This is a genomic window from Shinella curvata, from assembly GCF_022899935.1.
Taxonomy (GTDB): domain Bacteria; phylum Pseudomonadota; class Alphaproteobacteria; order Rhizobiales; family Rhizobiaceae; genus Shinella; species Shinella curvata.
In genome coordinates this window covers 582,634-596,625 of the sequence record NZ_JALJCJ010000002.1, presented here as the reverse complement: position 1 = coordinate 596,625, position 13,992 = coordinate 582,634, and the positions used below count along the sequence as shown (strand labels likewise).

Below are 13,992 nucleotides of genomic sequence, written 5' to 3'. Positions count from 1 at the left end.
CGGTGGATTTTTTTGGCCGGGTTGCCGAAAAAATCACGCGGGAGCGATTTCCACCCAGCGTTCTTCGCGGAACGATTGCGCCATGGCATGCACCGTCTTCTCGATGCGCAGGCCATGGTTGAAATCGATGGAATGCGACGCCATGCCTGATATTGCGGCGATCAGCTCGCGGCATTCGATGACCTTGAGATCGTTGAAGCCGAGGCCGTGGCCGGGGGCCGGAATGAAGCGGTCATAGGGCTTGTGATGCGGCGCCGTCAGGATTGTGGAAAAGCCCTGTTCGGTGGCGCGGCCATCGGTCGTATAGAGCTGGAACTCGTTCATGCGCTCCTGATCGTAAAGGATCGAGCCCTTCGAGCCATAGACCTGCAAGGCGATGCGGCCCTTGCGACCCCAGGCCGAACGGTTGGCCATCAGCACGCCGGAAATGCCGCCGGGAAGGCGCATCAGGACGCTGGCGATATCGTGGTTCTCGACCGCGCGGCGGCCGCCGTCCTTCACCGGACGGTCGGCATAGGGCTTCGCCAGTGAGGCGATGACCGCCTCGACATGGCCGAACAGGCTCCACAGCAGCGACAGCGGATGCACGGCGAAATCGTCGAGCGCGCCATAGCCGGAGGACGCCTCGCTCTTCCAGTAGAACGCCGCTTCCGGATCGGCCATGAAATCCTCGTCCATCTCGACGCGCACATGGTTGACCGTGCCGATCGCACCCTCGTCGATCAGGGAACGGATATGCCGCATGACGGGGTTCTGGATGTAATTGTAGCCCATCACGGCCACCTTGCCGGAAGAGCGCTGGGCGGCCAGCATACGTTCAGCATCAGCAAAAGCCGTCGCCATCGGCTTTTCGCACCAGACGTGTTTGCCCGCCTCAAGCGCCGCGACCGCCATGTCGGCGTGGAACTGGTTCGGCGTGGTGACGGAGATGACATCGACATCGGGATCAGAGAGCAGATCGCGCCAGTTGGCCGTCGATTTTGCAAAGCCGAATTCACGGGCGCGGGTGGCGGCAAGCTCGGGATTGGCCTCCGCCAGATGCACGAGGCGCGGACGATCCACATCGCCGAAGACCGTGCTGACATTGTTCCAGGCGAGCGCATGGCACTTGCCCATATAGCCGGTTCCGATCAATCCGATGCCAAGCGCTTTCATGACGTCTCCTCCTCGCTGAATTCCGCTACGCAGCGGCGACGGAATTGCTATATCTCGCCACACGGGCGCCTCTAGTGCCATCCATAGCGGGAAAGATTTGGAACGAAAACTATCTTTTCCGATAATATGGAATATTTATTTCGTTTATCGCAGAATGGCCGCTGAGGAGAACCACAATGAGCAACACCGAAACGGCCCTTTCGCGCGTGCCGCGCGATTTCGATAGCCTGCGCAGCGTGATTATCGAGCGCAAGGCGACCATGCCGAAACGATTGGCGCAGGTGGCGGCCTATGCCCTGTCCAATCCCGACGAGATGGCCTTCGGCACCGCCGCCAGCATCGCGACGGCCGCCGACGTGCAGCCCTCGACGCTCGTGCGCCTCGCCCATCATCTCGGATACGAGGGGTTTTCCGACCTGCAGAACGTTTTTCGCGCCCGGTTGCGCGACCGCACGCTCTCCTATGAGGAACGCCTTGCCTCGCTGGAAGCGGGACCGGCCGCCAACAGCGATACGGAATTGCTGTCCGGCTTCCTGACCGCCGCCAGCCAGTCCGTCGCCCGCCTGGCCAGCACCATCGACGGTGAGACCTTCTCCAAATCCGTTGATCTGCTCGCTCGCGCCGAAACCATCTATCTCGTCGCCAAGCGCCGCTCCTATCCGCTGACCGCCCATATCGCCTATGCCTTCGGCAAGCTCGCCATCCGCCATCAGATCGTCGCCTCGCCCAACGGCATCGACCCCGAGATGGTTCAATTCGCAACGAACAAGGACGCCGTGATCGCCGCGAGTTTCGCGCCCTATGCGGCCGAGAGCCTGACGCAGGCGCAGGAACTGGCCGCCCGCGGCGTGCCGATCATCGCCATCACCGACTCGGTTTTCTCGCCGCTGGCCGCCTCCGCCACGCACTGGTTCGAAGTGTCAGAAGCCGACTATGCCGGCTTCCGCTCGCTCTCCGCCTCCATGGCGCTCGCCATGGCCCTGCCGGTCGCGATTGCAGAAAAACGGCGCAGCCTGCGCCGCACATCCAAATGAAATGCAGTGAAATAAAAATGGAATGAACATTCCGAATTGACATAATAATGGAATTCATGTTTCATTTTCCCAGAATGTCGCCGCGCTCTCATGACGGCGCCGCGAGACCGGGAGGAAGACATGCCGCACACTGATCAAGCCAGAACGCTCGACGTCATCACGATCGGCCGTTCGTCCGTCGATCTCTACGGCCAGCAGCTCGGCACGCGGCTCGAAGACACCGCCTCCTTCGCCAAATCCGTCGGCGGCTGCCCCGCCAACATCGCCATCGGCACCGCCCGCCTCGGCCTGAAATCGGCGCTCATCACCCGCGTCGGCGACGAGCAGATGGGGCGTTTCATCCGCGAGCAATCCGCCCGCGAGGGTGTGAACGTTGAAGGTATCAAGACTGACAAGGATCGGCTGACCGCGCTGGTGCTGCTCGCCATCGAATCCGAAGGCGTCTCGCCGATGATCTTTGTGCGCACCGACTGCGCCGACATGGCGCTCGACGAGGGCGACGTCGACGAGGCCTTCGTGCGTTGCTCCCGTGCCGTACTTGTCTCCGGCACGCATTTCTCCCGCCCCAACACGGAAGCCGCGCAGCGCAAGGCGATCCGCATCGCCAAGGCAAACGGCGGCAAGGTCATCTTCGATATCGATTATCGCCCGAACCTCTGGGGCCTTGCCGGCCACGCCGAGGGTTTCGAGCGCTATGTGAAGTCCGACCGCGTCTCCGCCATCATGAAGTCCGTCCTGCCGGATTGCGACCTGATCGTCGGCACCGAAGAGGAAATCATGATCGCCTCGGGCGCCGATGACGTGCTCTCGTCGCTCAAAGCGATCCGTGCCGTTTCGCCGGCAACCATCGTGCTGAAGCGCGGCGCCATGGGCTGCATCGTCTATGACGGACCGATCTCCGACGATCTGGAAGACGGCGTGGTCGGCGACGGTTTCCCCATCGAGGTCTATAATGTGCTGGGTGCCGGCGATGCCTTCCTATCCGGCTTCCTGCGCGGCTGGCTGAAGGGCGAGGACCACAAGACCTCAGCCACCTGGGCCAATGCCTGCGGCGCCTTCGCCGTTTCCCGCCTGCTCTGCTCGCCGGAATACCCGAGCTGGGACGAGCTCTCGTTCTTCCTGAAGAACGGCAGCAAGCACCGCGCGTTGCGCAAGGACGAGGCGATCAACCACATCCACTGGGCGACCAACCGCAAGCAGGACGACATCCCCCTCCTCATGGCGCTCGCCTGCGACCACCGCATGCAGCTCGTCGATATCGCCGACGAGCTTGACGTGCCGCATGAGAAGATTTCGGAATTCAAGCGCCTCACCGTACAGGCCACCGCCCGCGTCGCCGAAGGCCGCCCCGGCTATGGCATGCTGATCGACGAGCGTTTCGGCCGCGACGCCTTCTTCGACGCCGCCACGCAGAATTTCTCGTGGATCGGCCGCCCGGTCGAACTGCCCGGCTCCAAGCCGCTGCGTTTCGAATTCAGCCAGGATATCGGCTCGCAGCTGGTGGAATGGCCGCTCGACCATTGCATCAAGTGCCTGTGCTTCTACCATCCGGACGATCCGGCTGCCCTCAAGAAGGAGCAGCAGGAGAAGCTGCGCACGCTGTTCGAAGCCGCCCGCCGCGTCGGCCGTGAACTGCTGGTCGAGATCATCGCCGGCAAGAATGGCCCGCTCAAGGATGATACGATCTCCACCGCGCTGCAGGAACTCTACGATCTCGGCATCAAGCCGGACTGGTGGAAGCTGGAGCCGCAGGCTTCGAGCGAAGCCTGGAAGAAAATCGAGGCTGTCATCGCCAAAAATGATGCCTATTGCCGTGGTATCGTGCTGCTCGGCCTCGAAGCGCCGACGGAGGAACTGGTGAAAGCCTTCGAGGCGACGACGGTGGCACCGGCCGTGAAGGGCTTTGCCGTCGGCCGCACGATCTTCGTGGATGCCGCCCGCGCCTGGATGGCGGGAAAAATGGATGACGAGGCTGCGATCGCAGACATGGCCGGCCGCTTCCGCGAGCTGACCGACGCCTGGCTTCGCACGCGCGGCCTGTAATAAAGAGAATACGGGAGGAATATCATGGGCAAGACGATCCGGCTGACGATGGCGCAGGCCGTCACGCATTTCCTGAAGGCGCAGATGACCGTCGTCGACGGCAAGAAGGTGCCGATCTTCGCCGGCGTCTGGGGCATTTTCGGCCATGGCAACGTCGCGGGTATCGGTGAGGCGCTCTATCAGGTGCGCAACGAACTACCGACGCTGCGCGCCCACAACGAACAGGGCATGGCGCATGCCGCCGTCGCCTTCGCAAAAGCCAGCTTCCGCCAGCGCTTCATGGCCTGCACGACCTCCATCGGCCCCGGCGCGCTCAACATGGTGACGGCGGCCGGTGTCGCCCACGTCAACCGCCTGCCCGTGCTCTTCCTGCCCGGCGACGTCTTCGCCAACCGCATCCCCGATCCGGTCCTCCAGCAGATCGAGGACTTCAACGACGGCACCGTCTCGGTGAACGACGCCTTCCGTTGCGTCTCGCGCTATTTCGACCGCATCACCCGTCCCGAGCAGATCATCTCGGCGCTGAAGCGCGCCATGCAGGTGCTGACCGACCCGGTCGATTGCGGCCCGGTGACGCTGTCGCTCTGCCAGGATGTACAGGCCGAGGCCTATGACTATCCGGAAAGCCTGTTCAACGAGAAGGTCTGGACGCATCGCCGCCCCCGCCCCGATACCGACGAACTGGCCGCCGCCATCGCCACGCTGCGCAAAGCCGAAAAGCCGTTGATCATCGCCGGCGGCGGCGTGCTCTATTCGCAGGCGACGGCCGAGCTGAAGGCTTTCGCCGGCATGCACGGCATCCCGGTCGCCGTCACACAGGCCGGCAAGTCGGCGCTGCCGGACGATCATCCGCTCTGCATGGGCTCCATCGGTGTGACCGGCACCTCGGCCGCCAATGCGTTTGCCGAAGAGGCCGACGTGATCCTCGCCGTCGGCACCCGCATGCAGGATTTCACCACCGGTTCCTGGGCGCTGTTCAAGAACGACAATATCAAAATGATCGGCCTCAACACGGTCGCCTTCGATGCCGCCAAGCGGGACAGCCAGCCGCTCGTCGCCGATGCGCGCGAAGGCCTGACGCTGCTGTCCGAGGCGCTCGGCGGCTGGAAGGCGCCCGCCGCCTTCACGGAAACGGCGAAGACCCGCAAGGACACATGGATGGCCGCCGTCGCCCGCGCGACCGCGCCGACCAATGCCGACCTGCCCTCCGACGCACAGGTCATCGGCGCGGTGCAGCGCACGATCGGCGGCGAGAATTCCGTGCTTGTCTGCGCGGCCGGCGGTCTGCCGGGAGAACTGCACAAGCTGTGGCAGGCCCAGAAGCCGGGCGGCTACCACATGGAATACGGCTTCTCCTGCATGGGCTACGAGATTGCCGGCGGGCTTGGCGTGAAGATCGCGCGGCCGGAGGCGGATGTCGTCGTCATGGTCGGCGACGGCTCTTATATGATGATGAACTCGGAGCTTTCGACCTCGGTCATGCTCGGCAAGAAGCTCACCATCATCGTGCTCGACAACCGCGGCTACGGCTGCATCAACCGCCTGCAGATGGGCACCGGCGGCGCGAACTTCAACAATCTGCTGAAGGACTCGATGATCGAAATGATGCCGGATATCGACTTTAGGGCGCATGCCGAAAGCATGGGCGCGGTCGCCGTCAAGGTTTCCTCCATCGCCGATCTCGAAACCGCGATCCAGAACAGCAAGGGCAACGACCGCACCTCGGTGATCGTCATCGACACGGATCCGCTGATCACCACCAAGGAAGGTGGCCACTGGTGGGATGTCGCGGTGCCGGAGGTCAGCCCGCGCAGCGAGGTCAACACGGCGCGCGAGGCCTATGTGAAGGCTCGCGCCTCGCAGACGATCGGTTAAGACGAATAACGCCCTCCTCTCCCCACCGTCATCCTCGGGCTTGACCCGAGGATCCATGCCACAGACAGGACGGTGCGGATGCGTGGATCCTCGGGTCAAGCCCGAGGATGACGGAAGAGAGGGAGGGAGAGATACAAACAATGACATGGGAAGCCCCGCTTCCCGCCAAGGAGACTATGATGAAAGCCAAACTCGGCATGTCGCCCATCGCCTGGTGGAACGACGACCTTCCGGAACTCAGCGACGACGTTTCGCTCGAGGAGTGCCTGCGCCAGTCGCGCACCGCCGGCTTCACCGGCATGGAACAGGGCCGTCGCTTCCCGAGCAACCCGCAGGAAATGCTGCCGATCCTGCGCGCCGCCGACGTGACGCTGTGCGGCGGCTGGTTCTCCGGCACGCTTGTCGACGAGGAACTTACGGCCAACAAGGACCGCATCCTCCCGATGATTGAGCTGTTCAAGGCCGTCAATGCGCCCTGCATCGTCTATGGCGAAGTCGGCCGCTCTATCCAGGGTGACCGCTCCAAGCCGCTCGCCACCAAGCCGCGTCTTTCCGATGACGAGATGAAGGCCTATGGCCGCAAGCTCACCGCCTTTGGCGAATGGTGCGCCGAGCAGGGCATGCCGCTGTCCTACCACCACCACATGGCCGCCGTGGTCGAGACCGAGCCGGAACTCGATGCCTTCATGAAGAATTCGGGCGAAGGCATTCCGCTGCTGCTCGATGCCGGGCACCTAGCCTTTGCCGGTGGCGATGTGCTGCGCGCCATCGACAACCATCATGCCCGCATCAACCATGTGCATGTGAAGGACATCCGCCAGTCGGTCGTTGACGGTCTCGACCGCACCAAGCAATCCTTCCTCGACGCGGTGGCGCTCGGCGCCTTCACCGTGCCGGGCGACGGCTCGCTCGATTTTGGCGCGATCGTCAAGCGTTTTGCCGACTACGGTTATGAAGGCTGGTTCGTCGTGGAAGCCGAGCAGGATCCGCGCAACGCCCCGCCGGCAAAGATGGCCGAGGTCGGTTATGCCGAACTGATGCGCGTGATGACCGCAGCCGGCTATACTGTCGAAACGGAAGGCTTTCCCAAGGGATAAGCCTTACCCGACCGCCTGAAGGAAAGGACCAAACCCATGCCGAACCTGCTCGTGAAACCGAACGGCGCCCACGGCCGCGTCAGCCATGTGACGCCTGAGAGCGCTGGCTGGACCTATGTCGGCTTCGACGTGCACCGCATGAAGCCCGGCGAGATCGTCGCGGCGGAAACGGGAAGCCGGGAAGTCTGCCTCGTGTGGATTTCTGGCAAGGGCAAGGCCACGGCCTCGGGCCAGGATTTCGGCGTGCTCGGCGAGCGCATGAGCCCGTTCGAGGGCGCACCGCATGCCCTCTACGTCCCGGCTGGTTCCAACTGGTCGGTGACGGCGGAGACGGATCTGGAACTCGCCGTCTGCTCGGCCCCGGGCGGCGGCGATTACAAGGCCAAGGCCATTCCGCCCGGCACGCATCCGGAACTTCACCGCGGCAAGGGCTCGAATGTCCGCCACGTGCACAACATCATGCCGGAAGACGACAATTCCGCCCATTCGCTGCTCGTGGTGGAAGTGGTCACCCCGAACGGCAACACCTCGTCCTATCCCTCGCACAAACACGACCGGGATGACCTGCCGAACGAAAGTTTTCTCGAGGAGACCTACTATCACCGCCTCAACCCGCCGCAGGGCTTTGCCTTCCAGCGGGTCTATACGGACGACCGCTCGCTCGACGAGGCGATGGCGGTGGAGAATGGCGACGTGACGCTGGTGCCGAGGGGATATCACCCCTGCGCCACCATTCACGGCTATGACCTCTATTATCTGAACGTCATGGCCGGGCCGAAGCGCGTTTGGAAATTTAACAATGCCAAGGAGCACGCGTGGCTGCTGGGGTAAGCGGGTATGCCATTCGGCAAGCGACCAGGCACTCCGAGGCTCACGGTAAACGCCACCCCCCCCGTCGTCATCCTCGGGCTTGACCCGAGGATCCATCCACACGCGCTGTGTTTGCCGCGTGGATCCTCGGGTCAAGCCCGAGGATGACGACGGAGAGGTTTGCGATCAACCTCTCACGCTCACATGCTCTATTAAGTGCACGCGATATGGAGCTACACGCCAGCGGGCGATTTATGAAGCATCTCGCGCAATACGCGCTTACCGCTTCCACCTCCGCGCCAGCCCCCATTCCTTCGCAATCTCCAGCGTCGAGGAAAATCCCAACTCCAGCATGAACGGCTCGGCGGAGATGGCATGACCGCCGCCCTCGCCCGGCAGCACCGGCGTGCCGTGGCCCATGCCGTCGATCGCGTGGAAGGTGACGAGCGGCTTGCCGTCCTTGTCGGGCCAGATTCGGGTACGCCGGCCTTTCAGCTTTTTTTCGACGAAAGCATCCTTCGGCAGGCGATAAAGGTCGCGCCATTGCTCGACCAGCGCCTCGCCGTTGGACAGGGCGACGGTCGCATCGGCGGTGCCGTGCCAGATGGAGATTGCGGGTTTTCGCGCGATACGCGGGGAAACGTCGCGTACGAGATCGGACCATTTGCGGGGCGTGCGCTCCGGTGCGGCTGCCATAGCGTCAAAGGCACGGGTGGCATCACGTGCCGCGCCGAAGGGCAGGCCTGCGATGATGGCTCCGCCGGCGAAGAGCGCGGGGTAGTTGGCGAGCATCGCGGCGGTCATCGCGCCGCCTGCGGAGAGGCCGGTGACATAGATGCGTTCGGCATCGCTTCCCGCCTGCCCGGCCGCATGCGCCACCATCTGGCGGATCGACATCGTCTCGCCGCGGTCGCGCGTCACCTCGCTCGGGCGAAACCAGGTGAAGCAGAGCCGCGGATTGTTCGCCTCGCGCTGCTGGGCATAGACGACGGCGAAACCGCGCTCCTCGGCAAGCGACGTCCAGCCGGCCGCGCGGTCGTAACCGGCGGCATCCTGCTGGCAGCCATGCAGCACCAGAACAAGCGGCCGCCCGGCGGGCAGGCCTTCGGGAATGTGCATGAACATGCGCAGACAGCCCGGATTGCTGCCGAAATCGGTGACTTCGACGAGAGGCGTGCCCTCGGCGGCGCGACGCCGGGAGGCAGGCGCCTTGCGCTCTGTGTTGCGGTGGAACGGCCAGAACAGATCTCCCAGCCGTGTTTCGGCCGGCACCAATCGCTCGACCGACCGCTTGAAGCGATCGCGCATGCTCGGCCTCTCTTTCGTGGAATTGCTCATCGTCAGATTACTTGCTCACCGGGAACGGCAGGATCAAGGCAAAGGCGGCAAAATGCGGGGGATGGCTCATTCTGCGGATTCATGAGGGCATTCATAAATAGCCAAAGTGTCGGCCCGCCCATTTCGTTCCCGCCCTTTCGGAGAGAACCAAGCTGATGTAGCACTTCTGCAACGACAGAACCGCGACAGGAGGATCCCCATGAGCGAGCACCACAGCGCCACCCCGGAACAGGCGCGCGCCAAGATGGCACCTTTCGACTGGGCCGATCCCTTTCTGCTCGAAGACCAGCTGACCGACGAAGAGCGCATGATCCGCGATACGGCCCGTGCCTATTGCCAGGACAAGCTCGCCTCGCGCGTCACCGAAGCCAACCGCCACGAAATCTTCCACCGCGAGATCATGAGCGAGATGGGTGAACTCGGCCTGCTCGGCCCCACCGTGCCGGAGGAATACGGCGGCGTGGGCGCCAACTACGTCTCCTACGGCCTCGTCGCCCGCGAAGTCGAGCGCGTCGATTCCGGCTACCGCTCGGCCATGTCCGTGCAGTCGTCGCTCGTCATGCACCCGATCTTCGCCTATGGCACGGAAGAGACCCGCAAGAAGTACCTGCCCAAGCTCGCCTCCGGTGAATGGGTCGGCTGCTTCGGCCTGACCGAGCCGGACCACGGCTCGGACCCCTCCTCGATGATCACCCGCGCCAAGAAGGTCGACGGCGGCTACCTGATCTCGGGCGCCAAGAACTGGATCACCAATTCGCCGATCGCCGATGTCGCCGTCGTCTGGGCTAAGTCCGACGCGCATGACAACAAGATCAAGGGTTTTGTGCTGGAACGCGGCATGAAGGGCTTCGAGACGCCGAAGATCGAGGGCAAGTTCTCGCTACGTGCCTCCGTCACCGGCATGATCATGATGCAGGACGTGTTCGTTCCCGATGAGAACCTGCTGCCGGAAGTGGCTGGCCTTGCCGGTCCGTTCGGTTGCCTCAACCGCGCCCGCTACGGCATCGCCTGGGGCGCCATGGGTGCCGCCGAATTCTGCTGGCACGCTGCCCGCCAGTACACGATGGACCGCAAGCAGTTCGGCAAACCGCTCGCCGCCACCCAGCTCATCCAGAAAAAGCTCGCCGACATGGAGACCGAGATTTCGCTCGGCCTGCAGGGCGCGCTTCGCCTCGGCCGCCTGTTCGACGAACACCGCGCGCCGGCCGAGCTCATCTCGCTGATGAAGCGCAACAACTGCGGCAAGGCGCTCGACATCGCTCGCGTGTCGCGCGACATGCACGGCGGCAACGGCGTTTCGGACGAGTATGGCGTCATTCGCCACGTCATGAACCTCGAAGCCGTCAACACCTACGAAGGCACGCACGACATCCACGCACTAATCCTCGGCCGCGCGCAGACGGGCCTTCAGGCGTTCCAGTAAAAGGCTGGGCCTTTCCGCTGCCGGTAGCCCCACCCACCGAAGTCATCCTCGGCCTTGAGCCGAGGATCCACCGCCGCGCCCGGAGCGTGGATGGTCGGGTCATCCTCGGGTTCAACCCGAGGGCCGACCATGACGGAGGAGAGACCGGTGGGCGAAGAAGTGAAGACCAGGCCTGACCGAACCATCTGACGGTCGCTCGTTAAAACACGAGCGGCCGTTTTCACGTTTTATCCATCCCGTTTCGATACACTCGCTATCCGGAAACAGCAGCGGAGGGCGCCATGCCCCTCGACCACATGCACGAGCAGCTTCACCTGCGTCACCCCAAACGCAGCTTCGTCCAGTATCGCCTCGACAGGCCCGGCTTTATTACCCCCATCGGCCACCATCTCAGCACGGCGCTACGCTACACCTGCCTCATCCGCAGCATTTCCAGCGCCGGGGCGGTGCTTTCCATCAACAAAACGCTGACTTTGCCGGAGAATTTCTATCTGGAAATCCACGGCATCCGCGACGAGATCCCCTGCACGGAATACAAGCGCGATGGCGAGGAACTGGTGGTGCGTTTCAACATGTTCCTCGATGTCGACTTTCTCAACATGGTGCTCGGCCGGCAGGGCGAGACGCACGACGCCTGAAGCGCCAGTCCCACAAAAAAGCAGGCCGCTAAACTTTTAAATATTTGTTTTAACGAAACAAAACACTCACCTGCGAAGCTCCCCCGTAATATCGTTCGGACATGACGTCCCCCCATCGGGAGTGTGGCAATGAGCATCGGTGCCGATCCGCGGTCAGCCGCAGGACTTTACGAACGCAAATGGGAGCGTTTTGCCGTCAACCGGCAGGGCATGCTCATGACCGTCGGTTTCGACCTGGCCGCGCCAAAGATGCGCAGCTGCAAGCTGGTCGACATCTCGCAGGGCGGCGCGAGCTTCAATGTCACCACCACGATCGGCCTGCCGCTACACTATTACCTCTCGATCGTCGGCGTCGCCTCGCGTATCGGCTGTGCAGAGGTCTACCGCAACGACAATCGTATCGGCGTACAGTTCATCAAGGAAATCGACGAGGAGCTGCTGCACACCATCGTGCGCGCCGATTACTTCACCGGGGGCGGCACAGCCAAACCCAAGAAGGACGAGCGGCGCTACATGGTGGGCGTCGAAAGAGGCGGTATCGGCTCGGCGCTCAGCTGAGCGTTCCAACGCCGCACTTTATTGGTTAGGGTGCCCGCCGGAAAGCGATTCCGGCGGGCATTTTGCACGCCGGCAAGCTTCCGTCCGTTCATCGATTGTCAGGCGCCTCATGTCCGCATTCTCCCGCTTCACCGCCCTCTCCCAGACCCTGCCCGCCACCGTGCCCTTCGTCGGGCCGGAGGCCATCGAGCGCAACCGGGGCCTTGTGGTCAAAGCCCGCATTGGCGCGAATGAAAGCGGCTTCGGCCCGGCGCCCTCCGTGCTGGAGGCGATGCGAGGGGCGGCCGAAACGACCTGGATGTACAGTGATCCGGAGAATTTTGAGCTACGCGAAGCGTTGGCGCTGCATCACGGTATTTCACGCGAGAATATCGCCGTCGGCGGCGGCATCGACGGGCTACTCGGCGAGATCGCCCGGCTGGTCATAGAGCCCGGCACGCCGGTCGTGACCTCGCTCGGCGGCTATCCGACCTTCAACTATCATGTGAACGGATTTGGCGGCCGGCTGGTGACGGTGCCCTATGCGGGCGACAAGGAGCATCTGGACGGCCTGCTGGAGGCGGTGAAGCGCGAAAACGCGCCGCTCGTCTATTTCGCCAATCCCGACAATCCGATGGGAAGCTGGTGGGATGCCGATAGCGTGGTGACCTTCGCCCGCGCGCTGCCGGAGACGACGCTGCTCATCCTCGACGAGGCCTATGGCGAAACGGCGCCTGAGGGCACGATCCCGTCCATCTCGGCGCTGATCGGCCAGCCGAACATCCTACGCATGCGCACATTCTCGAAGGCCTACGGCCTTGCCGGCGCGCGGATCGGCTATGCGATCGGCACGCTCGGCAATACGCAGGCCTTCGACAAGATCCGAAATCATTTCGGCATGGCCCGGATTTCGGTTCAGGCGGCACTCGCCGCACTGAAAGACCAGGCCTATCTGGCAGAAGTCATTGCCAGCATCGGCGCGTCCCGCGAGCGCATCTCGCGGATCGCACAGTCCAACGGTCTTCTTCCCCTCGCCTCCGCCACCAATTTCGTTACCATCGATTGCGGCCGCGACGGCACCCACGCCAGGGCCATTGTCGATGGATTGATGGAACATGGCGTCTTCATTCGCATGCCGGGCGTTGCCCCCCTCAACCGATGCATCCGCATCAGCGTCGGGCCGGAAAACGATATGGCGTTGCTGGAGGAAGCCTTGCCGCTGGTTTTGAAGCGGCTGGCTTGAGCGGCAGAGCCTCTTTGGCCTGCGGACGGATCCGGTTCTAGCGCCGTTTATCGTCCGCTGGTCGTGATGCTTTTCTTGCCGCCGGCGCCAGCCGGCTTGTCTCAGTGAACCGTCATCCACTCGCGAGCGGCGCGCAGCGCCAGAGCGATGTCGGTCTTGCTCATTGTTGCGGCAAGGTCGGCGCGCAGTTCTGCGGCGCGGTCACAACCCTTGATGGCAGCGATATTGAGCCATTTGTGGGCTTGGATCACATCGACGTCGCAGCCGCGGCCGGTCGCATACATGAGGCCCATGTCGCAGAAGATTTCAGCGCGGTTTTCGCCGCCCGTCATGGCGGCCGTTTCGGTATTCTGAAAGTCAAAGCGTGCCATTTTCGTTAGTCCCTGTCTGACCTGGTTTACTGCTTTAGTGTCCTGTTTTACCTGCCCTTTCGGGCCTCTTCCGGCGCCTGCCGTCTTGTGCGGCTTTGGTCTTCCTTCAGAGTTTTGCCGGCCGGTTGTTCCGTGCTCGTCTTATGGCTCCACTATGCCGCGGGGCTTTCAAAATGCGCTTAAAATGCATGATTAATTTGAGACGAACAAAATCCAAACGCTTGGTAAAATTGGATTTTCGTTAAACATCAGACCCGCTGGAAACGGCGGGATTTGTGTTAAAATTTACGGATTGTTCAACCGGCGATTTCAACCTTTCGCTAACCACGCAAAACGGTGCCGGTTTTTAACATCCGCGTTTTCCGCCCCTCCGGGGCCTGGAAAACGCCCGCGAATCCGATGCCCGCACATATTTACCTTTACGTTTG

General features: G+C 62.8%; 12 protein-coding genes. 9 read left to right on the top strand and 3 right to left on the bottom strand.

Going from position 1 to position 13,992, the window contains the following annotated elements; genetic code table 11:
- Positions 1-33 precede the first annotated feature (33 nt).
- Positions 34-1,155 carry a Gfo/Idh/MocA family protein gene (locus MUU55_RS08960; protein ID WP_244760428.1) on the bottom strand — a complete coding sequence of 374 codons (1,122 nt, stop codon included), beginning with the start codon at positions 1,153-1,155 and terminating at the stop codon, positions 34-36.
- Between the two features lie 176 nt (positions 1,156-1,331).
- Between MUU55_RS08960 and MUU55_RS08955 the strand changes: the two genes are divergently transcribed.
- The 5 genes from MUU55_RS08955 to iolB all read left to right on the top strand — a co-directional run bounded on the left by MUU55_RS08955 (position 1,332) and on the right by iolB (position 8,035).
- Entirely contained in the window at positions 1,332-2,189 is an 858-nt protein-coding gene (locus tag MUU55_RS08955) for a MurR/RpiR family transcriptional regulator (RefSeq protein ID WP_244760427.1), read from the top strand.
- Positions 2,190-2,309: 120 nt separating this feature from the next.
- Positions 2,310-4,232, top strand: coding sequence for a bifunctional 5-dehydro-2-deoxygluconokinase/5-dehydro-2-deoxyphosphogluconate aldolase (locus tag MUU55_RS08950; RefSeq protein ID WP_244760426.1), 1,923 nt, complete (start codon positions 2,310-2,312; stop codon positions 4,230-4,232).
- Positions 4,233-4,256: 24 nt separating this feature from the next.
- Entirely contained in the window at positions 4,257-6,107 is a 1,851-nt protein-coding gene (iolD, locus tag MUU55_RS08945) for a 3D-(3,5/4)-trihydroxycyclohexane-1,2-dione acylhydrolase (decyclizing) (protein ID WP_244760425.1), read from the top strand.
- 179 nt (positions 6,108-6,286) lie between these two features.
- Entirely contained in the window at positions 6,287-7,204 is a 918-nt protein-coding gene (gene iolE / locus MUU55_RS08940) for a myo-inosose-2 dehydratase (RefSeq protein ID WP_244760424.1), read from the top strand.
- Positions 7,205-7,240: 36 nt separating this feature from the next.
- A complete protein-coding gene (gene iolB, locus MUU55_RS08935) occupies positions 7,241-8,035 on the top strand; it encodes a 5-deoxy-glucuronate isomerase (protein ID WP_244760423.1) in 795 nt (264 codons plus the stop codon).
- A 258-nt stretch (positions 8,036-8,293) separates the two neighbouring features.
- Here the strand turns inward: iolB and MUU55_RS08930 are convergent, their stop codons facing one another.
- Positions 8,294-9,322, bottom strand: coding sequence for an extracellular catalytic domain type 1 short-chain-length polyhydroxyalkanoate depolymerase (locus MUU55_RS08930; RefSeq protein WP_244760422.1), 1,029 nt, complete (start codon positions 9,320-9,322; stop codon positions 8,294-8,296).
- 229 nt (positions 9,323-9,551) lie between these two features.
- Between MUU55_RS08930 and MUU55_RS08925 the strand changes: the two genes are divergently transcribed.
- The 4 genes from MUU55_RS08925 (at position 9,552) to MUU55_RS08910 (ending at position 13,193) form a co-directional block, all read left to right on the top strand.
- Positions 9,552-10,775, top strand: coding sequence for an acyl-CoA dehydrogenase (locus MUU55_RS08925; protein WP_244760421.1), 1,224 nt, complete (start codon positions 9,552-9,554; stop codon positions 10,773-10,775).
- A gap of 281 nt (positions 10,776-11,056) precedes the next feature.
- On the top strand, positions 11,057-11,413 hold the full coding sequence (locus MUU55_RS08920; RefSeq protein WP_244760420.1) for a hypothetical protein: 357 nt from the start codon (positions 11,057-11,059) through the stop codon (positions 11,411-11,413).
- A gap of 129 nt (positions 11,414-11,542) precedes the next feature.
- Complete coding sequence (locus MUU55_RS08915; RefSeq protein WP_244760419.1) at positions 11,543-11,971, top strand: PilZ domain-containing protein; 429 nt, start codon at positions 11,543-11,545, stop codon at positions 11,969-11,971.
- Positions 11,972-12,080: 109 nt separating this feature from the next.
- Complete coding sequence (locus MUU55_RS08910) at positions 12,081-13,193, top strand: pyridoxal phosphate-dependent aminotransferase (RefSeq protein WP_244760418.1); 1,113 nt, start codon at positions 12,081-12,083, stop codon at positions 13,191-13,193.
- A 101-nt stretch (positions 13,194-13,294) separates the two neighbouring features.
- On the opposite strand, the gene MUU55_RS08905 is transcribed toward MUU55_RS08910, so the two are convergent.
- The gene (locus MUU55_RS08905; protein WP_244760417.1) at positions 13,295-13,564 is read right to left on the bottom strand and encodes an SEL1-like repeat protein; all 270 of its coding nucleotides are present in this window, start codon (positions 13,562-13,564) and stop codon (positions 13,295-13,297) included.
- Between the last annotated feature and the right edge of the window lie 428 nt (positions 13,565-13,992).